The sequence below is a fragment of the Streptomyces fodineus genome, assembly GCF_001735805.1.
Taxonomy (GTDB): Bacteria; Actinomycetota; Actinomycetes; order Streptomycetales; family Streptomycetaceae; genus Streptomyces; species Streptomyces fodineus.
Window position 1 is genome coordinate 7,161,996 of the sequence record NZ_CP017248.1, and the last position, 21,020, is coordinate 7,183,015.

At 70.8% G+C, this 21,020-nt stretch carries 18 protein-coding genes; 12 read left to right on the plus strand and 6 right to left on the minus strand.

Annotated features, from left to right (window positions below):
• Positions 1–53: 53 nt before the first annotated feature.
• The 6 genes from BFF78_RS49800 (at position 54) to BFF78_RS30825 (ending at position 6,407) form a co-directional block, all read left to right on the plus strand.
• Positions 54–1,703 carry a TraR/DksA family transcriptional regulator gene (locus BFF78_RS49800; protein WP_335755365.1) on the plus strand — a complete coding sequence of 550 codons (1,650 nt, stop codon included), beginning with the start codon at positions 54–56 and terminating at the stop codon, positions 1,701–1,703.
• A gap of 59 nt (positions 1,704–1,762) precedes the next feature.
• Positions 1,763–2,407: a signal peptidase II gene (lspA, locus tag BFF78_RS30805; protein ID WP_069781405.1), complete on the plus strand. Its 645-nt coding sequence runs from the start codon at positions 1,763–1,765 to the stop codon at positions 2,405–2,407.
• A gap of 73 nt (positions 2,408–2,480) precedes the next feature.
• Positions 2,481–3,425, plus strand: coding sequence for an RluA family pseudouridine synthase (locus BFF78_RS30810; RefSeq protein WP_069781406.1), 945 nt, complete (start codon positions 2,481–2,483; stop codon positions 3,423–3,425).
• A complete protein-coding gene (locus tag BFF78_RS30815; protein WP_069781407.1) occupies positions 3,422–3,889 on the plus strand; it encodes a GNAT family N-acetyltransferase in 468 nt (155 codons plus the stop codon). The genes BFF78_RS30810 and BFF78_RS30815 overlap by 4 nt, the downstream gene beginning before the upstream one ends.
• 92 nt (positions 3,890–3,981) lie before the next feature.
• Positions 3,982–5,568, plus strand: coding sequence for a Na+/H+ antiporter (locus tag BFF78_RS30820; RefSeq protein ID WP_069781408.1), 1,587 nt, complete (start codon positions 3,982–3,984; stop codon positions 5,566–5,568).
• A gap of 98 nt (positions 5,569–5,666) precedes the next feature.
• Entirely contained in the window at positions 5,667–6,407 is a 741-nt protein-coding gene (locus BFF78_RS30825; protein WP_069781409.1) for an SDR family NAD(P)-dependent oxidoreductase, read from the plus strand.
• Here BFF78_RS30825 and BFF78_RS30830 read toward each other — a convergent pair.
• On the minus strand, positions 6,379–7,452 hold the full coding sequence (locus BFF78_RS30830) for a mechanosensitive ion channel family protein (protein WP_069781410.1): 1,074 nt from the start codon (positions 7,450–7,452) through the stop codon (positions 6,379–6,381). The two genes, BFF78_RS30825 and BFF78_RS30830, sit on opposite strands and share 29 nt — an antisense overlap.
• Before the next feature lie 105 nt (positions 7,453–7,557).
• Here BFF78_RS30830 and BFF78_RS30835 point away from each other — a divergent pair, with 105 nt between their 5' ends.
• The gene (locus BFF78_RS30835) at positions 7,558–8,136 is read left to right on the plus strand and encodes a dienelactone hydrolase family protein (RefSeq protein ID WP_069783919.1); all 579 of its coding nucleotides are present in this window, start codon (positions 7,558–7,560) and stop codon (positions 8,134–8,136) included.
• 9 nt (positions 8,137–8,145) lie between these two features.
• On the opposite strand, the gene BFF78_RS30840 is transcribed toward BFF78_RS30835, so the two are convergent.
• From BFF78_RS30840 to BFF78_RS30855, 4 genes are all read right to left on the minus strand, one after another.
• The gene (locus tag BFF78_RS30840; RefSeq protein WP_069781411.1) at positions 8,146–9,816 is read right to left on the minus strand and encodes an alkaline phosphatase D family protein; all 1,671 of its coding nucleotides are present in this window, start codon (positions 9,814–9,816) and stop codon (positions 8,146–8,148) included.
• Positions 9,817–9,910: 94 nt separating this feature from the next.
• The gene (locus tag BFF78_RS30845; RefSeq protein ID WP_069783920.1) at positions 9,911–10,720 is read right to left on the minus strand and encodes a thioredoxin domain-containing protein; all 810 of its coding nucleotides are present in this window, start codon (positions 10,718–10,720) and stop codon (positions 9,911–9,913) included.
• Positions 10,721–10,851: 131 nt separating this feature from the next.
• Entirely contained in the window at positions 10,852–11,541 is a 690-nt protein-coding gene (locus BFF78_RS30850; RefSeq protein WP_069781412.1) for a hypothetical protein, read from the minus strand.
• Between the two features lie 67 nt (positions 11,542–11,608).
• Positions 11,609–12,934 (minus strand): DUF2252 domain-containing protein, encoded by a 1,326-nt coding sequence (locus BFF78_RS30855; RefSeq protein ID WP_069781413.1) that lies wholly within the window; start codon positions 12,932–12,934, stop codon positions 11,609–11,611.
• Between the two features lie 201 nt (positions 12,935–13,135).
• Between BFF78_RS30855 and dnaE the strand changes: the two genes are divergently transcribed.
• Positions 13,136–16,675 carry a DNA polymerase III subunit alpha gene (gene dnaE / locus BFF78_RS30860; RefSeq protein ID WP_069781414.1) on the plus strand — a complete coding sequence of 1,180 codons (3,540 nt, stop codon included), beginning with the start codon at positions 13,136–13,138 and terminating at the stop codon, positions 16,673–16,675.
• Positions 16,676–16,744: 69 nt separating this feature from the next.
• Here dnaE and BFF78_RS47030 read toward each other — a convergent pair whose 3' ends face one another.
• Positions 16,745–16,921 carry a hypothetical protein gene (locus BFF78_RS47030; RefSeq protein ID WP_165289383.1) on the minus strand — a complete coding sequence of 59 codons (177 nt, stop codon included), beginning with the start codon at positions 16,919–16,921 and terminating at the stop codon, positions 16,745–16,747.
• 225 nt (positions 16,922–17,146) lie between these two features.
• Here BFF78_RS47030 and BFF78_RS30865 point away from each other — a divergent pair, with 225 nt between their 5' ends.
• From BFF78_RS30865 to BFF78_RS30880, 4 genes are all read left to right on the plus strand, one after another.
• Complete coding sequence (locus BFF78_RS30865; RefSeq protein ID WP_069781415.1) at positions 17,147–18,364, plus strand: NYN domain-containing protein; 1,218 nt, start codon at positions 17,147–17,149, stop codon at positions 18,362–18,364.
• 81 nt (positions 18,365–18,445) lie between these two features.
• Positions 18,446–19,459, plus strand: coding sequence for an ABC transporter ATP-binding protein (locus tag BFF78_RS30870; RefSeq protein WP_069781416.1), 1,014 nt, complete (start codon positions 18,446–18,448; stop codon positions 19,457–19,459).
• Between the two features lie 64 nt (positions 19,460–19,523).
• Positions 19,524–20,345 (plus strand): ABC transporter permease, encoded by an 822-nt coding sequence (locus tag BFF78_RS30875; RefSeq protein WP_069783921.1) that lies wholly within the window; start codon positions 19,524–19,526, stop codon positions 20,343–20,345.
• Between the two features lie 34 nt (positions 20,346–20,379).
• Entirely contained in the window at positions 20,380–21,000 is a 621-nt protein-coding gene (locus BFF78_RS30880) for an AAA family ATPase (RefSeq protein WP_069781417.1), read from the plus strand.
• Positions 21,001–21,020 lie beyond the last annotated feature (20 nt).

Below are 21,020 nucleotides of genomic sequence, written 5' to 3' on the forward strand. Positions count from 1 at the left end.
TCGTCCCAGCACGATTCGCGAGCAAGATCACAATATGTGAAGGGGCCGCGGCCATGGTGGCGAAGAAGACCGCCGTACAGCAGCCGGCGACTGGCCGGCGCAGGGTCGCGGCCGCCTCCGGCGCCCCGGCTGCCTCCGACGGCGAGGCCAGGGGAGCGGCCGGGAAGAAGAGGGCGACCGCGGCGAGGAGCGCTGATACGTCCCCGAAGAAGCCGGCCCCGAGCAAGCCGCCCCCGGGCAATCCGGGCCTGAGCAATCCGGGCCCGAAGAAGCCGGCCCCGAAGAAGCCGGCCCCGAAGAAGCCGGCCCCGGAGAAGACGGCTGGGCGAGAGGTGGCCGGTCATGAGGCGGCGGCTGGGCGAGAGGTGGCCGGTCATGAGGCGGCGGCTGGGCGAGAGGCGGTCCGGAATGAGGGGGCCGCGAGGGAGCCGGCGGTCAGGAGAACGGCCGCAAAGAAGGCTGCGGTGAAGGAGTCGGCTGCCAGGGCGCCAGTCAAGGAGACGGCCGCTGGGGAGGCGGCCGCCACGGGGGCGGCTGGCAAGGCGACGGGCGTCAAGGAGGCGGGCGGTAAGGGGACGGCTGCCAAGGAGACGGTCGCCGACGGGGCGGGCGCTGAGAAGGCGGCCGCCAAGGAAGCTGCCGCCAAGGAGGTGGCGGCTGGCAAGAAGACAGCCGCCAAGAAGACAGCCGCCAGGAAGTCCCCCGCCAAGAAGTCCGAGGCGACGGAGACGGTCGGCAAGAAGGCGGCGACGAAGGAAGCAGGCGCCGAGAAGGCGGCCGGAAAGAAGGTGGCTGCTGCCAAGAAGGCGGCGGCAGACGAGGCGGCCGGCGAGAAGACGGCCGCTGAGAAGACGACCGGCAGGGACGCCGCCGTAAAGGAGCCCACCGTCAAGGAGCCCGCAGCCAAGAAGCCCGCCGAGAAGACGTCCGCTGCCAAGAGGGCGGCGGTCAAGCAGGCGGGCGGCGAGGGCGCGGTGTCGGAGAAGGCCTCGGTCAGGAAAGCCGGCGGCGAAGGCGCGGTGTCGGAGAAGGCGGGGGCCGAGAAGGCCGGCGGGAAAGCGCCGGCGGCGAAAGGGGTGGTGGTGGAGGCGGCTGCCAAGAAGCCCGCGGCGAAGAAGGCCGGCGGCAGGAAGGCGGCAGCCCAGGGCGTCTCCACGGAGGCGGCCGAGACGAGCACGGCCAAGACAGCGGGCGCGGCGCGGGCCGCGAAGCAGACGGGAGCCACGACAGTGGTTGCGAAGAAGACTCCTGGCACGGCCTCGGCGGGAACCGCCGTTCCCAAGGCGCGGGTCGCCGCGGCGGAGCCCGGCGAGCTGGCGGTGCGTCCCGGTGAGGACCCCTGGACCCCGGAAGAGGTCGCCGAGGCCCGTGCCGAGCTGCTGTCCGAGGCGGAGCGGCTGCACGAGGAGCTCAGCTCCTCCGAGGCGTCTCTCGCGGGGCTGATGCGCGACTCCGGGGACGGCGCGGGAGACGACCAGGCCGACATCGGTGCCAAGAACATCACGCGCGAGCACGAGCTGGCGCTGGCCGCGAGCGCGCGCGAGACGCTGATCCAGACCGAGCGCGCCCTGGAACGGCTGGACGCGGGCACCTACGGTCTGTGCGAGAACTGCGGCAACCCCATCGGCAAGGCCCGGATGCAGGCCTTTCCCAGGGCGACACTGTGCGTGGAGTGCAAGCAGAAGCAGGAACGCCGCTCCTGAGTGTGCCGGGCCGTGCCGTAGTCTCGTCCTCAGCCAGGCACCTAGGTTGAGGGACTCACGTGGCAGAGGCGGAGCGCATCATCGGTACGCCGGACACCCCGGACGACAGCGGCGAGCAGACGGCGGCGGCCGGAGCGCCCACCGGCTCCGGCGTGTCCGCCACGGCCGGTGCGCCCGGCACGGGCGAGCAGCCGGCCCCGGCGCAGGTGCGGGGCCGCCGCGGGCGCCGCATCGCCCTGCTGTTCGCGGTGGCCGCGTTCGCCTACGCCCTCGACCTGATCAGCAAGACGCTCGTGGTCGCCAAGCTGGAGGGCCACGCGCCGATCAAGCTCATCGGCGACTGGCTGGAGCTGAACGCCATCCGCAACCCCGGCGCGGCCTTCGGTGTCGGCGCGGCCTTCACGATCATCTTCACGCTGATCGCCGCGGCCGTGATCGTGGTGATCATCCGGCTGGCCCGCAAGCTCTACAGCTACCCCTGGGCCATCGCGCTCGGCCTGCTGCTCGGCGGCGCCCTCGGCAACCTCACCGACCGGATCTTCCGGTCGCCCGGTGTCTTCGAGGGCAAGGTCGTGGACTTCATCGCGCCCAAGGGGTTCGCCGTGTTCAACCTGGCGGACTCGGCGATCGTGTGCGGCGGCGTGCTGATCGTGCTGCTGTCCTTCCGGGGGCTCGACCCGGACGGCACGCTCCACAAGGACTGAGACCGGCGCCTTCCGCAGCCGGTTTTCCACAGGCTCGTCCGGGCCGGTACCGCCCGTCCGGCATACTCGACGGGTGAGCACGATTCCCGAGATCCGTACCCTGCCCGTGCCCGACGGCCTGGAGGGCGAGCGCGTCGACGCCGCCATCTCCCGCATGTTCGGCTTCTCCCGCACCAAGGCGGCGGAGCTGGCCGCCGCCGGCAAGGTCCAGGTCGACGGCGCGCTGGTCGGCAAGTCCGAGCGGGTGCGCGGCGGCGCCTGGCTCGAGGTCGAGATGCCGCAGGCGCCCGCCCCGGTGCAGGTCGTCGCCGAGCCGGTCGAGGGCATGGAGATCGTGCACGACGACGATGACGTGGTCGTGATCGTCAAGCCGGTCGGTGTGGCCGCGCACCCGTCGCCGGGCTGGAGCGGCCCCACCGTGATCGGCGGTCTCGCCGCGGCCGGTTACCGGATCTCCACCTCCGGCGCCGCCGAGCGCCAGGGCATCGTGCACCGCCTCGACGTCGGCACCTCCGGCCTGATGGTGGTCGCCAAGTCGGAGCGGGCGTACACCTCGCTCAAGCGCCAGTTCAAGGAGCGCACGGTCGACAAGCGCTACCACACCCTGGTCCAGGGCCACCCGGACCCGACGAGCGGCACGATCGACGCGCCCATCGGCCGCCACCCGAACCACGACTACAAGTGGGCGGTCACCGCCGACGGCAAGCCCTCGGTGACGCACTACGACCTGATCGAGGCGTTCCGCGCCGCCTCGCTGCTGGACGTGAAGCTGGAGACCGGCCGCACCCACCAGATCCGCGTCCACATGTCCGCCCACCGCCACCCCTGCGTCGGCGACCTCACCTACGGCGCCGACCCCACCCTCGCCAAGCGGCTGCGCCTGACCCGCCAGTGGCTGCACGCCGTGCGCCTCGGCTTCGAGCACCCCGCTGACGGCCAGTGGGTCGAGTTCGAGAGCGAGTACCCCGCGGACCTGCAGAAGGCCCTCGACCAGGTCCGTGAGGAGACGTACGCGTGAGCGTGCCGTACACCGTCCGGATCGCCGAGGACCCCACCGACCGCGAGGCCTGTTTCGCGGTCCGCAAGGAGGTCTTCGTGGTGGAGCAGGGCGTCGATCAGGCCATCGAGTACGACGTCCACGAAGCGGTCGCCGTGCATGTGCTCGCGGTCCGCGAGGACGGAGTGCCGCTCGGCACCGGCCGGCTGCTGCACGGCCCGGCCGCGGCGGCGAAGACCGGCGGGGACGCCTCGGTGGGTTCCCTGGGGCGGCTCGCCGTCTGCCGCGAGGCCCGCGGGCTCGGCGTCGGCGTGGCTCTGGTGCGGGCCATCGAGGACGCGGCACGCGCGCGTGGCCTCACCGCGGTGGACCTGCACGCCCAGACCCACGCGCTGGGCTTCTACGAGCGTCTCGGCTACGCGGCGTACGGCCCGGAGTTCCCGGACGCCGGCATCCCGCACCGGGCGATGCGCCGCGCCCTGTAGGCGCTGCGCCGGGGCCGGCGGAAGGCGTTGACGCCGGCCGGATGGCACGCTTGAGGCCTGACGTGTGATCGTCGACCCTCGGAGCACCGGCCGTGGATCAGTTGGCCCTGTTGTTCGTCCTGCTGCTCGGGGCCCTGGTGAGCGTCCCGGTCGGGGACCGCCTCCGGGTGCCGGCGCCGGTGCTGATGACGGTGTTCGGCGGCATCCTCGCGGTGGCCGACTTCGTGCCCAATGTGAACATCCCGCCGGACCTGATCCTGCCCGGGCTGCTGCCGCCGCTGCTCTACGCCGCCGTACGGCGCACCTCCTGGCGGCAGTTCGCGGCCAACATCCGCCCGATCTTCCTGCTGGCCGTCGCCCTGGTGTTCGTGACGACGGTGTGCGTGGCGTTCGTCGCAGGCGCGATCGTGCCGGGGCTGCCGATCGCCGCCGCCGTCGCGCTCGGCGCGCTGATCGCCCCGCCCGACCCGGTCGCCGCGACCAGCGTGGCCGGGCAGCTCGGGCTGCCACGCCGGCTGGTGTCGATCCTGGAGGGCGAGGGGCTCTTCAACGACGTCACGGCCATCGTGCTGTACCACGTGGCGATCGCCGCGGCCGTGAGCGGTTCGTTCTCGGCATGGCGGGCCGGAGCCGACCTGGTGCTGTCGGCCGTCGTCGCGGTGCTCGTCGGTCTGGTGCTCGGCTGGGGCGCGAACAGGCTGATGGACCTGCTGGGCGATCCGACCCTGCAGATCGGCATGACCCTGCTGGTGCCGTACGCCTCCTACGTCCTCGCGGAGAAGCTGCACGGCTCCGGGGTGCTCGCGGTGCTCACCACGGCGCTCTTCCTCGCCGAGTACGCCACCGACGCGGACGACGTGATGACCCGGCTGGCCGGGCACACCTTCTGGGACATCATCGACACCCTCGTCACGGGCGTCGCCTTCGGGCTCATCGGCCTCGAGCTGCACAACGCCATCCACACGGCCCGGGGACGCTGGGGCGAGATGCTCGGCTGGGCCGCCGTCGTCGTGGGCGTGGTGATCGTCGTACGGCTGGTGTGGCTGCTGCCCGCGTCCTGGCTGACCAAGCGGCTGCACGCGCGGCGGGACTACGACGAGGAGATCCCGGTGAGCCGGCGGGAGACGGTCGTGATGTGGTGGTCAGGGATGCGCGGGGTGGCCTCGGTGGCGCTGGCGCTGGCCATCCCGCTGAAGACCGACGCCGGAACCCCGTTCCCGGACCGGGACGAGATCATCTTCGTCGCCTTCGGGGTCATCATCGTCACGCTGGTCCTGCAGGGGCTCACGCTGCCGTCCCTGGTCAGGTGGCTCGGGGTGCGGGCCGACTCCGAGCGGGAGAAGGAGTTCGAGAAGGAGCTGGCGGTGCGGGCGACGAAGGCGGCCAAGCGCAGGCTGCGGGAGATCGAGCAGGTGGAGGACCTGCCCGAGGACCTGTCCGAGCAGATGCTGCGGCGCGCCTTCGACATCGGGATCCGGATCAGTCCCGACATGGGGGAGGAGGAGCGGCGGGAGGCGCAGTACCAGCGCGTCAGGCGGCTGAAGCGGATCCGGAACATCCAGAACGAGATGCTGAGCGCCGCACGGCACGAGGTGCTGGCGGCGCGGAGCGAGCCGGGGGCGGATCCGGAGATCGTGGACCGGGTGCTCAGGCATCTCGATGTGCGCAGTCTGCGCTGACGCTCCTACATGACCCCTGTGGGTGAATAGTCATACAAACATGCCGGACCTGTGGATGAATCCGGGCACCGTCGGCGGTTGCCTCCTACGCTCGGATCATGACTCGCAACATCGTGATCAGTGGTGGCGGTACGGGGATCGGGCTGGCGACGGCGCAGACGTTCGCGGCGGACGGCGACCGGGTCCTGTTGCTCGGGCGGCGCGCGGAGGTGCTGGAGAAGGCCGGGGTGCCCGGGGCGCTGACCCGTGCGGCCGATCTCTCCGAGCCCGCGCAGGTGCGCGGCGTGGCCCGGTTCGTCGCCGACGAACTGGGCACCGTCGACGTCCTGGTGCACGGCGCCGGTGGCGCCGGGTATCTGGAGCCCCCGGCCGGCGGCGACGACCCCCTGGACCGGGTGGCGCACGACTGGACCGCCAATTTCCGGCAGAACGTCCTGACCGCCGCGCTCCTCACCGAGGCGCTCAAGGACCGGCTCGCCGAGCCCGGCGGCCGGGTGCTCTTCATCAGTTCCATCGCCGCCTACCGGGGGTCCGGCACCGGCGCCTACGCGGCGGCCAAGGCCGGGCTGCACCCGTACGCGCACGACCTGGCCCGGGAGCTGGGCCCGCGCGGCATCACCGTGAACGTGGTCGCGCCGGGGTACGTCGAGGACACCGAGTTCTTCGGGGACAGCATGGACGAGGCCCGGCGGGCGCGGCTCATCGCCGACACGGTGACCGGCCGCGCCGGGATACCGGGAGACGTGGCCGCGACCCTGCACTGGCTGGCCTCGCCCGGCGCCGGCCATGTCACCTCGCAGGTGATCCAGGTCAATGGCGGTGCTGAACGCGGACACTGACGGGCTCTGCAGGAGGCAGCACCGCCTCGGAGGTGTTGACGCGGGGGAGTGCGTGAGGGTGCTCGCGCACGAGCCAGGCGATCATCTGCTCGCGGACCGCGACCCGTACGGCCCAGATGTCGTCGGAGTCCTTCGCGGTCATCAGGGCCCGCACCTGGATGGTGTTCGGCGTGCTGTCCGTCACCACCAGGCCGTAGGCGCGGCCGTCCCAGGCGGGGCTCTCGCGCAGGATGTCGCGCAGCTTCTCGCGCATCGCCTCGACCGGCGCGCTGTGGTCGACGTGCCAGAAGACGGTGCCGGTCATCTGCGGAGTGCCCCGCGACCAGTTCTCGAAGGGTTTGGAGGTGAAGTACGACACCGGCATGGTGATCCGGCGCTCGTCCCAGGTCCGTACCGTCAGAAAGGTCAGGGTGATCTCCTCGACCGTGCCCCACTCGCCGTCCACGACGACCGTGTCGCCGATGCGCACCATGTCACCGAAGGCGATCTGCAGCCCGGCGAACATGTTGGACAGGGTCGACTGGGCGGCCACACCGGCGATGGCGGCGATGATGCCCGCCGAGGCCAGCAGCGAGGCGCCGGCCGCGCGCATCGCCGGGAACGTCAGCAGCATGGCGGCGATCGCCACGACGATGACGATCGCGGACACCACCCGCATGATCAGCTCCACCTGGGTGCGCACCCTGCGCACCCGGGCCGGGTCCCGGTGCACGCGGGCGTAGCGGCTGTAGGTGGTCTCGACGACCGCCGCGGCGATCCGGATCACCAGCCAGGCGACGGAGCCGATCAGCACCAGCGTCAGTATGCGGCCGATGCCGACCTGGTGCTGTTCCAGCAGTTTCGCCTGGTCGTACGAGCCTCGGAGCAGGGCGGTGCACAGCACGAGCTGGTAGGGGACGCGGCCGCGGCGCAGCAGTTCCCATAGTGGCGTGTCGTGGTCGCGTGCGTCGGCCTTGCGCAGCAGCCGGTCGGTGGCCCAGCCGACGGCCAGGGTGAGCAGCACCGAGCTGCCGATCACGATCGCAGGGCGGAGTACGTTTTCCATGCCTCCGCTCCTAACCGGCACCCGGCGGGCATGAACATGTGACTTGGGGTGTGTTCCCGGGTACGGCGGCTCCGGCGGCGTCGTACCGGCTGGCACCATGGCCTCATGAACATCATGCTTTTTCACTCGACCTACGGCCTCAGGCCCGCGGTGCGCGACGCCGCGGACCGGCTGCGCATGGCGGGCCACGAGGTGTGGACGCCGGACCTCTTCGAGGGGCGTACGTTCGACACCGTCGAGGAGGGCATGGAGTTCAAGGAGTCGATCGGCAAGGAGGAGCTGCTGAAGCGGGCCGTGCTGGCGGCGGCGCCGTACTCGGAGCGCGGGCTGGTGTATGCCGGGTTCTCGCTCGGCGCCTCCATCGCCCAGACCCTCGCCCTCGGCGACGACAAGGCGCGCGGGCTGCTGCTTCTGCACGGTACGTCGGACATCGCGCCGAACGCCCACGTGGCGGATCTGCCGGTGCAGCTGCATGTGGCCGAGCCGGACCCGTTCGAGACGGACGACTGGCTGACCGCCTGGTATCTGCAGATGGGCCGGGCCGGTGCCGATGTGGAGGTCTACCGGTACGCCGGCGCCGGGCACCTCTACACCGACCCCGAGCTGCCGGACTACGACGCCGAGGCCGCCGAGGCCACCTGGCGGGTGGCGCTCGGCTTCCTGGACGGCCTCCAGTCCGGGTAGTGGCGGCGGTTACACCGGGTCGTAGGTCCGCTCGACCCTCTGTGTGCCGCTGCGGGTGCGGTAGGAGCGCACCCACGTGGAGGTCGCGTTCGCGTCGGTGCGGTCGGACAGGACGTAGTAGTCCATCTGCGCGCGGTCGGCGGTGATGTCCAGCACGCCGTAGCCGTGCCGGTCGGTGTCCACCCAGTGGACGTGCCGGTTGGCGACCTCGATGAGCGGCGCGGCGACGGCGGAGACCGTGCCCTCGGGGACCTTGACGATGTCGTCGAGGTTGTCGGAGGTCACCGAGGTGATCACGAACTCGGTGGCCGCCGACGGCGACAGCGGATAGGTGCCCGCGTCCACCGGCACGTCGTTGGCCCAGGACATGTGGATGTCGCCGGTCAGGAAGACGGTGTTGCCGATGGCGTTCGAGCGCAGATGGTCCAGGAGCTCGCGGCGGTCGTGGGTGTAGCCGTCCCACTGGTCGGTGTTGACGCCGATGCCGTTCTGCGGCAGGTCGAGCAGCTTGGCGAGCGGCTTGAGCAGGTCGGCGGTGAGGGAGCCGATGACGAACGGCGCGATCATCACCGAGTTGCCGACCAGCCGCCACTTGGTGTCGGAGGACTTCAACCCGGCCTTCAGCCAGTCGAGTTGGGCCCGCCCGGTGATCGTACGGTTCGGGTCGTCCACCGAGCCGCTGCCCGCGGACGCCTGCTGGGAGCGGAAGGAGCGCAGGTCCAGCAGTGACAGGTCGGCGAGCTTGCCGAAGCGCAGCCGCCGGTAGGTGGTGCCCTCGATCGCGGGGCGGACCGGCATCCACTCGAAGTAGGCCTGCTTGGCGGCGGCCTTGCGGGCGGTCCAGGTGCCCTCGGCGCCCTCGGTGTGGTTGACCGCGCCGCCCGACCAGGCGTTGTCGGCGAACTCGTGGTCGTCCCAGATCGCGATGACCGGCGCCTTCAGGTGCAGGGCCTGCAGATCGGGGTCGGTCTTGTACTTGCCGTGCCGGATGCGGTAGTCGGCGAGCGTGATGATCTCGTTGGCGGGCGCGTGCGGGCGGACGACCGTGCCGCGTGCCGCGTACTCGCCGGACTTGTACTCGTAGATGTAGTCGCCGAGGTGCAGCCAGGCGTCCAGGTCGCTGCGGGCCGCGAGGTGACGGTAGGCGGCGAAGTAGCCGGCCTCCCAGTTGGCGCAGGTGACCACGCCGAACCGCAAGGAGGACACGGAGGCGTCCGCCGCGGGCGCGGTACGGGTGCGCGCCACCGGGGAGTCGGTGCCGCCGGCCGAGAACCGGAACCAGTAGTCGGTGGCCGGCTGCAGGCCGCGGACGTCGGCCTTCACGGTGTGGTCGGAGGCGGCGGTCGCGGTCACCGAACCCTTGGCGACGATGCTGGTGAACGCCTTGTCCTTGGCGACGACCCAGCTCACCTCGGTGTCCGGGCCCACCCCGGAGCCCGGTACGGCGTCGGGGGTCGGGGTCACCCGGGTCCACAGCAGGACACCGTCGGGCAGCGGGTCACCGGAGGCGACACCGTGCACAAAGGCGGGGGCCTGGTCGGCGGCGCGCGCCGGAAGGGAGGCGGCGAGCGGGCCGGCCAGTACAGCGGTCGCCGCCGCGGCCTTGACGACCGTACGGCGGCGGGGCGAGAGGGAGTTGAGGCCTTCGGTGGCCGAAAGTGATCTTTTTCGACTGGTCACGACCGCTCAGGTTACTGACCAGTACGCACATAAGAGCGGGCGAACTCCCAATGTTCGCCCGCTCTTCACGGGAACGTCGGATTCCGACGGGTGGTCAGCCCTTGAGGGCGGCGTCGACGGCCTTGTTGAAGTCGGCCACCGTCAGAAGCGGGGTGCCGCCGTTGAGCTGCTTGCCGTTCATGACGAAGCCCGGGGTGCCGGTCACGCCGTCCTTGTTGTCGTCGAAGGTCTTCGACATGTGCATCGCCCAGGCGTCGTAGGTGCCCTTCTTGACCGCGTCCTGGAACTTCGCGTTGTTCTTCAGCGCCGGGACGGTGTTCGCGACCTGGATGAGGTAGCTGTCGTCCTTGAACTTGTCGACCGTCTCGTCCGGGTGCCACTTCGTCGAGTACAGGGCGGACATGTAGTCGAGGAACGCGTCGGGGCTGACGTTCAGCGCGGCACCCAGGGCGCTCAGCGCGTTCTTGGAACCCTGGCCGTTGTCCTTGAGGTCGATGAACGTGGCGCCGACGTACTGGAACTTGTACTTGCCGTCGTCGATGTCCTTCTTCAGGGTCGCACCGACGTTCTCCTCGAACTGGGCGCACACGGGGCAGCGCGGGTCCTCGTATATCTTGAGGGTCTTCTTGGCGCTGTCCTTGCCGATGACGACCGTGGTGCCGTCCTTGCCGGAGGTGTTGGCCGGCGCGACGACCGCGGCGGTCTTCATGCCCTCCCAGTAGGTCGGCTTGTTCGCCTGGACGACGGCGTAGCCGATGCCGCCGGCCGCGGCCAGCACGGCCACCACCGAGGCGGCCACGATGACCTGCCGCCTGGCCTTGTCGCGCTTGGCCTGCCGCTCGCGCTCGTGACGCAGCCGCTCCCGGGCCGCCGTCTTCGATGTCTGGCTGTTCCGCTTGCTCATGCTGGTGATCTCCATGGGGGACGCGCACATGCCGTACGCGGGATACGTGTGGGGGACTGGATGTGCTCAGTGCCGCCGCTCGGGCGCCGTTCGACCGGGCGCCGTGCAGCCGGTCGCTCGGGTGGCGATGCTCAGCGGACGGCGAGGGCGGGTGAGCACGGCGGTCCACGCCGTCCCAGGGAGTGCACGAGAAGCAGGTCGCGGGCGGCGGCCCGGCGCGGGGCCGGGCGGGGCAGCCGGCGGACCGGGGTCAGCCGGACGGCGACCGCGGCCACCGCGAGCAGCAGCGGCCGGAAGGTGGTGGCGGCGACGGCGCGCAGCAGCTGCACCAGCGCCCGCTCGCCCCGGCGCAGCCAGGCGGCGGCGAGCAGACCCACGCCGACGTGCGCGGCGAGCAGCAGCCAGGCGGCCGCCGGGCTGGCGTGCGCGAGCAGCGCCTCGGGGCGGCCGTGCGCCCCGGTCATCTGGGCCAGCGGGGAGCCGACGGCACCGCCCTGGCACAGCACGTCGAGGCCGAAGGCGTGCAGGGGGCCGGCGACCGGTCCGCCGGCCCTGCCGTAACAGGTGTTCTGGCCGGTGGTGAACACCGTGTCGGCGGCCAGTTCCAGCGGGATCAGCAGGGCCGCGATCCGGCCGAAGCCGCGCTCACGGCCGGCCAGCGCATACGCGCCGGCGAACACGCCGAAGGCGACCGCCAGCACGGTCGCCACCGGCAGCGGGGCCCGCGACAGCAGCACGTGCGACGCGGTGCTGAGCGTCACGACGACAGCCGTGAACAGCGCCGCGCGCACGGCTCTGAGCTGGATCCCGGATATGTCCATAACGAGAGAAGAGTCTGTCACGCAGCCGGTTAAAAGACCCCTAAAGGGTGCCTGTGAGTGTGCGAAGTTACAGCCCCGGAATCCGCCCGTTGCGGAACAGGTCGACGAAGATCTGGTGGTCGGCACGCGCGCGTGCGCCGTAGCTGTGCGCGAAGTCCACCAGGAGGGGCGCGAAGCCCTCCTCGTCGGCGGCGACGGCCGCGTCGATGGCGCGCTCGGTGGAGAACGGCACCAGGGACTCGCCCGAGGTGTCGTCCGCCGCCGAGTGCATGGAGGCCGTGGCCCGGCCCAGGTCGGCGACGACCTGGGCGATCTCCTCGGGGTCGTCGATGTCGCCCCATTCCAGGTCGACGGCGTACGGCGAGACCTCGGCCACCAGCTGGCCCGTGCCGTCCAGCTCGGTCCAGCCCAGCCACGGGTCGGCGTGCGCCTGAAGGGCGCGCTGGGAGATCACCGTGCGGTGGCCCTCGTGCTGGAAGTAGCCGGCGATGGCCGGATCCGTGATGTGCCGGGAGACGGCCGGGGTCTGGGCCTGCTTGATGTAGATCACGACGTCGTTCTCCAGGGCGTCGCTGTGCCCCTCCAGGAGGATGTTGTACGACGGCAGGCCGGCCGAGCCGATGCCGATGCCGCGGCGGCCGACGACGTCCTTCACGCGGTAGGAGTCCGGGCGGGCCAGGGAGGAGTCCGGCAGCGTCTCCAGATAGCCGTCGAAGGCCGCCAGGACCTTGTAGCGGGTGGCCGCGTCCAGCTCGATGGAGCCGCCGCCCGGCGCGAAGCGGCGCTCGAAGTCGCGGATCTCCGTCATCGAGTCCAGCAGCTCGAAGCGGGTCAGCGAGCGGGCGGCCCGCAGGGCGCCCAGCAGCGGGCCCTCCGCGCTGTCCAGCGTGAACGGCGGCACCTCGTCGCTCTTCGCGCCGGTCGCCAGCGCGTGGATCCGCTCGCGGTACGCGCCCGCGTAGACCCGCACCAGCTCGGTGATCTGCTCGTCGCTGAGCGCCTTCGCGTACCCGATGAGGGCGATCGACGCCGAGAAGCGCTTCAGGTCCCAGGTGAACGGGCCGACGTAGGCCTCGTCGAAGTCGTTGACGTTGAAGACCAGGCGGCCGTTGGAGTCCATGTACGTGCCGAAGTTCTCCGCGTGCAGATCGCCGTGGATCCACACGCGCGAGGTGCGGTCGTCCAGAAATGGACCACCGCGCTTGTCGGCGTCGAGGTCGTGGTAGAAGAGGCACGCGGTGCCCCGGTAGAACGCGAAGGCCGAGGCCGCCATCTTCCGGAACTTCACCCGGAACGCGGCCGGGTCGGCGGCCAGGAGCCGTCCGAAGGCGGTGTCGAAGACGGCGAGGATCTCCTCGCCGCGCTGCTCGTCGCTGAGCTGGGGTGCCGACATCGCTGGGTGCCTCCTGGTGCATTACCTGTACGACAGCGTTTCTGCCGTCTCCAACGGGCGACGCCACGCGGGAGTGCCCGGTTCCCGCATGAAGGTACGCGGGGATCCCCCGCGAGTGTCAGTGCCGGGGCATAGACTTCGACGCTGACCCCAGAACTGTCCCCTCGCCCGCCGCCCAGTGTTTCCGTTGGAGGCCATACCGTGTCAAAGCCGCCCTTCACGCACCTGCACGTCCACACCCAGTACTCGCTGCTGGACGGTGCCGCGCGGCTCAAGGACATGTTCAACGCCTGCAATGAGATGGGCATGACGCACATCGCCATGTCCGACCACGGCAACCTGCACGGGGCGTACGACTTCTTCCACTCCGCGAAGAAGGCCGGGGTCACCCCGATCATCGGGATCGAGGCGTACGTCGCCCCCGAGTCCCGGCGCAACAAGCGCAAGATCCTCTGGGGCCAGCCGCACCAGAAGCGGGACGACGTCTCCGGCTCCGGTGGTTACACCCACAAGACGATGTGGGCGGTGAACAAGACCGGCCTGCACAACCTCTTCCGCCTCTCCTCCGACGCCTACGCCGAGGGCTGGCTGCAGAAGTGGCCCCGGATGGACAAGGAGACCATCGCCCAGTGGTCCGAGGGCATCGTCGCCTCCACCGGCTGCCCCTCGGGCGAGGTGCAGACCCGCCTGCGCCTCGGTCACTTCGACGAGGCCCTGAAGGCCGCCGCCGACTACCAGGACATCTTCGGCAAGGACCGGTACTTCCTGGAGCTGATGGACCACGGCATCGACATCGAGCGCCGGGTCCGTGACGGCCTGCTGGAGATCGGCAAGAAGCTCGGCATCCCGCCCCTGGTCACCAACGACTCGCACTACACCTACGCGCACGAGGCCGGGGCGCACGACGCCCTGCTGTGCATCCAGACGGGCAAGAACCTCTCCGACCCCGACCGCTTCAAGTTCGACGGCACCGGCTACTACCTGAAGTCCACGGACGAGATGTACGCCATCGACTCCTCGGACGCCTGGCAGGAGGGCTGCGCCAACACGCTCCTCGTCGCCGAGATGGTCGACACGGACGGCATGTTCGAAAAGCGCGACCTCATGCCCAAGTTCGACATCCCCGAGGGCTACACCGAGGTCACCTGGTTCAAGGAGGAAGTGCGCCGCGGCATGGAGCGCCGCTTCCCCGGCGGCATCCCCGAGGACCGCCAGAAGCAGGCCGACTACGAGATGGACGTCATCATCTCGATGGGCTTCCCCGGCTACTTCCTCGTGGTCGCCGACTTCATCATGTGGGCCAAGAACAACGGCATCGCGGTCGGCCCCGGCCGAGGCTCCGCGGCCGGCTCGATCGTCGCCTACGCCATGGGCATCACCGACCTCGACCCGATCCCGCACGGCCTGATCTTCGAGCGGTTCCTCAACCCCGAGCGCATCTCGATGCCCGATGTCGACATCGACTTCGACGAGCGGCGGCGCGTCGAGGTGATCCGGTACGTGACCGAGAAGTACGGCGCCGACAAGGTCGCCATGATCGGCACGTACGGCACCATCAAGGCCAAGAACGCGATCAAGGACTCCGCGCGCGTGCTGGGCTACCCGTACGCGATGGGCGACCGCATCACCAAGGCCATGCCCGCCGACGTCCTCGGCAAGGGCATCCCGCTGTCCGGCATCACGGACCCCAGCCACCCCCGGTACTCGGAGGCGGGCGAGGTCCGTGGGATGTACGAGAACGAACCGGACGTGAAGAAGGTCATCGACACCGCACGCGGTGTGGAGGGCCTGGTCCGGCAGATGGGCGTGCACGCCGCCGGCGTGATCATGTCCAGCGAGACCATCACCGAGCACGTCCCGGTGTGGGTGAGGCACACCGATGGCGTGACCATCACCCAGTGGGACTACCCGAGTTGTGAGTCGCTCGGCCTGCTGAAGATGGACTTCCTGGGCCTGCGCAACCTCACGATCATGGACGACGCGGTCAAGATGGTGAAGGCCAACAAGGGCCGTGACATCGACCTGCTGTCGCTCCCGCTGGACGACCCCAAGACCTTCGAGCTGCTCCAGCGCGGCGACACCCTCGGCGTCTTCCAGTTCGACGGCGGCCCCATGCGGTCCCTGCTCCGGCTGATGAAGCCCGACAACTTCGAAGACATCTCCGCCGTGTCGGCCCTGTACCGCCCGGGCCCGATGGGCATGAACTCCCACACGAACTACGCGCTGCGCAAGAACGGGCAGCAGGAGATCACGCCGATCCACAAGGAACTCGAAGAGCCCCTCAAGGAGGTCCTGGACGTCACCTACGGCCTGATCGTCTACCAGGAGCAGGTGCAGAAGGCCGCCCAGATCATCGCGGGCTACTCGCTCGGCGAGGCCGACATCCTCCGCCGCGTCATGGGCAAGAAGAAGCCCGAGGAACTGGCGAAGAACTTCGTCCTCTTCCAGGAGGGCGCCCGGAAGAAGGGCTTCAGCGACGAGGCCATCCAGGCCCTGTGGGACGTGCTGGTCCCGTTCGCCGGCTACGCGTTCAACAAGGCCCACTCGGCCGCCTACGGCCTGGTCTCGTACTGGACCGCGTACCTGAAGGCGAACTACCCCGCCGAGTACATGGCCGCGCTCCTGACCTCCGTCAAGGACGACAAGGACAAGTCGGCGATCTACCTCAACGAGTGCCGCCGCATGGGCATCCGGGTGCTCCCGCCGAACGTCAACGAGTCCGAGGCGAACTTCGCCGCCCAGGGCGACGACGTGATCCTCTTCGGCCTCTCCGCCGTCCGCAACGTCGGCACCAACGTCGTCGAGTCGATCATCAAGTGCCGCAAGGCCAAGGGGAAGTACGCCTCCTTCCCCGACTACCTCGACAAGGTCGACGCGGTGGTCTGCAACAAGCGCACCACGGAATCGCTGATCAAGGCCGGCGCCTTCGACGAGATGGGCCACACCCGCAAGGGACTCACCGCGCAGTACGAGCCGATGATCGACAACGTGGTCGCGGTCAAGCGCAAGGAGGCCGAGGGCCAGTTCGACCTCTTCGGCGGCATGGGTGAGGAGACCAGCAGCGAGCCCGGCTTCGGACTCGACGTGCAGTTCACCGAAGAGGAGTGGGACAAGACCTATCTGCTCGCCCAGGAGCGGGAGATGCTCGGTCTGTACGTCTCCGACCACCCGCTCTTCGGCCTCGAACACGTGCTGTCCGACAAGGCCGATGCGGGCATCGCCCAGCTCACCGGAGGCGAGCACGCGGACGGCGCGGTCGTCACCATCGGCGGCATCATCTCCGGCCTGCAGCGCAAGATGACCAAGCAGGGCAACGCCTGGGCGATCGCCACCGTCGAGGACCTCGCCGGCTCCATCGAGTGCATGTTCTTCCCCGCGACCTACCAGCTGGTGTCGACCCAACTCGTCGAGGACGCCGTGGTGTTCGTCAAGGGCCGCCTCGACAAGCGCGAGGACGTGCCCCGGCTCGTCGCCATGGAGCTGATGGTCCCGGACCTGTCCAACGCGGGCACCAACGCGCCGGTGATCCTCACCATCCCGGCCACCAGGGTCACCCCGCCCATGGTCAGCCGCCTCGGCGAGATCCTCAGCCACCACAAGGGCGACAGCGAGGTCCGCATCAAGCTCCAGGGCCCGCGCAAGACCACCGTGCTGCGCCTGGACCGGCACCGGGTCAAGCCCGACCCGGCGCTCTTCGGTGACTTGAAGGTGCTGCTCGGCCCGTCCTGTCTGGCGGGCTGAGACGGCAAGGCGAAGGGGCGCACCCGCTGCGGGTGCGCCCCTCCTGCGTGCCTGGGCTTCAACTGCCCTTTAATTGTGGCCGAAGCTCTTCTGCTTCTTGCGGGCGACATCCGAGGGACTGCCCTGGATGTGCGACACCGCGGACTCGTGGTTCTCCTGCGAGCGCTGCGTGTGCTCGTGAGCCTGCTCGGGCTGCGCAGCGCGGTTCTGCGGGCCACCCTGCTTACGGTTCTTGTTCTTGGCCATGGTGATCTGCCTCCTGTGGGGGATCTAGGGGCCAGGGCCGGGACCAGATTCACATACGCTGACATCAAGCGCATGTCGGATAATTACCGTGTGTGACAGGGCGGCTGGGCGATCGGGATGCGCAAACGCCACGCCGAAGATCGAGTTCCGGCCGTTAACCTCCGCGCCGTCGGGCAGACTCGAAGAAAGTCCGAAGCAAAACCTCCCGGGAAGAGGGTGAGTCGCGTGGACCGCTGCATCGTCCTGGTGGACGCCGGGTATCTGCTGGGCGCCGCCGCCAGCCTCCTCGCCGGTGAGCCCTCACGGTCCCGGATCACCGTCGACCACACCGCGCTGATCCAGGCCCTGCGCGAACGCGCCGAGTCCGAGACCGAGCGCCCGCTGCTGCGTATCTACTGGTTCGACGGCGCCCCCGACCGTGTCCCCCAGCCGGAGCACCGGCGACTGCGCGTGATGCCCCGGGTCACCGTCCGGCTCGGCGCCCTCACCCGCAGCGACGGACGCTGGGCGCAGAAGGGCGTCGACGCCGCCATGCACGCCGAGCTGACCGAGCTGGCCCGCAACCGCGCCTGCTCCGACATCGTCCTCGTCACCGGCGACGGCGATCTGCTGCCCGGCATGATGGCCGCCAAGGAGCACGGAGTCGCCGTCCACCTGTGGGCCGTACAGGCCGCCGACGGTGACTACAACCAGTCCGAGGACCTGGTCGCCGAGGCCGACGAGCGGCGCGTCCTGGACCGTGCCTGGATCACCCAGGCCGTCCGCGCCAAGGAGCTGACCGGCGTCTGCGCCCCGCCGCCCGCGCCCCGGCCCGAGATCGCCGCGATCCTCTCCGCGCCGCTGCCCGAGTCCGCGCTCGCCGCGGCGGCCGAGCGGCCGGCCGAGCAGGGCGCACCCCAGCCGGCCGCCGCGGCCTCGGAGAACGGCACCCAGGAGCGGGCCACCGCCCACAAGGGCGTACCCACCCCCAAGGACCTCGCGGCCCTGCGCGCCCCCGGCGCCCAGCCCGTCCAGCATCCCGCGACCGCGACCCTGCGCTGGTCCTCCGACAAGGGCTGGGTGGACCGGCCGGGTGCGGTCAGCGAGCCGCCCGACGTCGCCTCCATGCCGACGCTGGCCCAGCTCACCACGGCCGAGCAGCGGTGGGCCGACCGCGAGGAGGACATCACCACCGTCGGCGGCGACCCGTACGAGGTGGGGCAGGTCTTCGCCCGCCGCTGGATCTCCCGGCTCGGCGACCAGAGCCATCTGCCGAAGCTGTCGCAGCTGTACCCGCGCATCCCGCACCGCATCGACGGGGAGCTGCTGCGGTACGCGGCCCGGTTCGGGCTGCTCGCGCACAAGGACGACCAGATCGACGAGCACGACCGTTACGCCATCCGGGCGGGGTTCTGGCGGGAGATCGATGTGCCGGCCGCGGCGGAGAGCACTACGGGGGAGTGACGCCGGGCAATCCTTACCGGCCGAGTACGGAAGTGCCCCCAAAGGCGAGTAAAGGGCTATGACCCCGTACCCTCGTCCCTTGTGAGTACGCGCGCGGCACAGGCACTTCGGCATGACGAGGCCGTACGCGTGCGCGGGCTCGGCAAGACCTATCCGGCCGTGAAGGGGCGGAGGGGCGCGCCCGGTACGCCCGAGGTGCGGGCCACCGACGGGGTCGAGCTGGATGTGCGGCGCGGCGAGGTGTTCGGGCTGCTCGGGCCGAACGGCGCCGGCAAGTCCACGCTCGTACGGCAGCTCACCGGGCTGCTCCGGCCTGACACCGGCAGCATCGAGATCCTCGGGCACGACATCGTCCGGCACCCCGAACGGGCCGCGCGCATCCTCGCCTACCTCGGCCAGGAGTCCTCCGCGCTGGACGAGCTGACCGTCTCCCTCGCCGCCGAGACCACCGGACGCCTGCGCGGCCTGGACGTGAGGCGGGCCCGGGCCGAGCGGGACGCCGTACTGGAGGAGCTGGGGCTCACACCGATCGCCGGGCGGGCGCTGAAGAAGCTGTCCGGCGGGCAGCGGCGGCTCGCTTGCTTCGCCGCCGCCCTCGTCGGCGAGCGGCCGCTGCTCGTGCTGGACGAGCCGACCACCGGCATGGACCCGGTGGCCCGGCGCGCCGTCTGGGCGGCCGTGGACCGGCGGCGCGCCGAACGCGGTACGACCGTGCTGCTGGTCACCCACAACGTCATCGAGGCCGAGACCGTGCTCGACCGGGTCGCGGTCATCGACCAGGGCCGGGTCATCGCCTGCGACACCCCGGCCGGCCTGAAGGAACAGGTCGCCGGCGAGGTGCGGGTCGAGCTGGTGTGGCGGGAGCGGGCGCCGCTGGAGGTGCCCGAGATCGCCGTACTGCGCGAGCGCGCGACGGAGTCCGGGCGGCGCTGGACGCTGCGGCTCGCGCCCGAGGAGGCCCGCGCCGCCGTCGCCACCGTGACCGGCGGGGCCGCCTTCGCCGCCCTGGACGACTTCACGCTCGCCACGCCCAGCCTGGAGGACGTCTACCTGGCGCTGGGCGGCGCGGCCCGGCAGGGGCTGGTGAAGGCGTGAGCGCGCGGCCCGCGGCATACGTATGGGTGTGCGCGACCGCCGCACGGAAGAGGAGCAGCTCGTCGTGAGTGTCGTACCCGCGGAGGTTTTGCCGGGCGGAACCCGGGCCGTGCCCAAGACGGCGCCCGGCGCGGCCGAACTCGGCCCGGCCGCCCGGCTGTGGCCGTCGCTCGCGGCCGTCTACCGGGCGCAGCTGTCCCGGGCCCGGGTGGCGCGGATCCCGCTGCTGTTCGTGGCCACCTTCCAGTCCATCGGCATCACCGTGATGATGCGGGGCGTCGTCGACAGCGGCAGCGAGGCCCGGTCCGTGGTGGCGGGTTCGTCGGTGCTGGTCGTCGCCTATGTGGCCCTCAACCTGCTGTCGCAGTACTTCGGGCAGCTGCGGGCGAGCGGCGGGCTCGATCACTACGCCACCCTGCCGGTGCCGCCGGCCGCGGTGGTGCTGGGCGCGGCGGGGGCGTACGCCTCCTTCACGGTGCCGGGGACGCTGGTGACCGCCGTCTTCGGGTGCGTCCTGTTCGGACTGCCGCTGGGCAACCTGTGGATTCTCCTGGCCGTGATCCCGCTCGCCGGGGCGGCGCTGTCCGGGCTGGGCGCCGCCTGCGGGCTGCTCGCGCCGCGGCCCGAGCTGGCCACGCTGCTCGGGCAGCTGGGCATGTCGGCGGCGCTGCTGCTGGGTGTGCTGCCGGCCGACCGGATGCCGGAGATCGTACGGCTGGCGCGCGATCTGCTGCCGTCGACCTACGGCGTGGAGGCGTACGCCCGGACCTTCGGGGCCCACCCGGACTGGGCGGTCGTCCTTGCCGACCTGGGGGTCTGCGCGGGTGTCGGGGTGGTCTCGCTGGCCGTGGCGGCCCGGGCGTACCGCAGGGCCGCCGTCCGGTGACGCGGCCCCCAGGGCGACCTGGCACGATGTCAGGGTGACCGCACCGTTGACTCCGCCTACGCCGCCGCACAACCAGTCCTCGAACGACGTCTGGCAGGCGCCGCCTGCCGGGGTGTCCGGGGGCGTGTACGAACAGGACGGCCCCGGGATGAAGACCGAACTGCGGGAGGCCGCCGTGATCACGGTGGCCGTGGCGTTGGGCGGGGTGCTGCTGGGGCTGCTGTGGTGGTGGCTGGCGCCGCATGTGCCGCTGGTGGGCGATGTGGTCGACAAGAGCTGGGTCGTCTATCTCAAGGACAGCGAGGGCGAGCAGGCGGCCGGGGTGGACGGTACGTTCACCCTGCTGGGGCTGGGCTTCGGGCTCGTCAGCGCGGTGGTCGTGTTTCTGCTGCGGCGGCGCGGCGGTGTGCCGGTCGTGGTGGCACTCGGCCTCGGTGCGCTGCTCGGGTCGGTGCTGGCGTGGCGGCTGGGGGTGTGGCTGGGACCCTCCTCCGACGTGCTCGCGCACGCCAAGGCCGTGGGGAAGGGCGTCGCCTTCTCGGCGCCGTTGAAGCTGGGGGCCAAGGGGGCCTTGCTGGCCTGGCCGCTTGCGGCGTTGGTCGTGCACCTCGGTCTTACGGCGCTGTTCGGGCCCCGGGATCCCGAGCTGCTGTGACCAGGGGGGCTCCGCCCCCT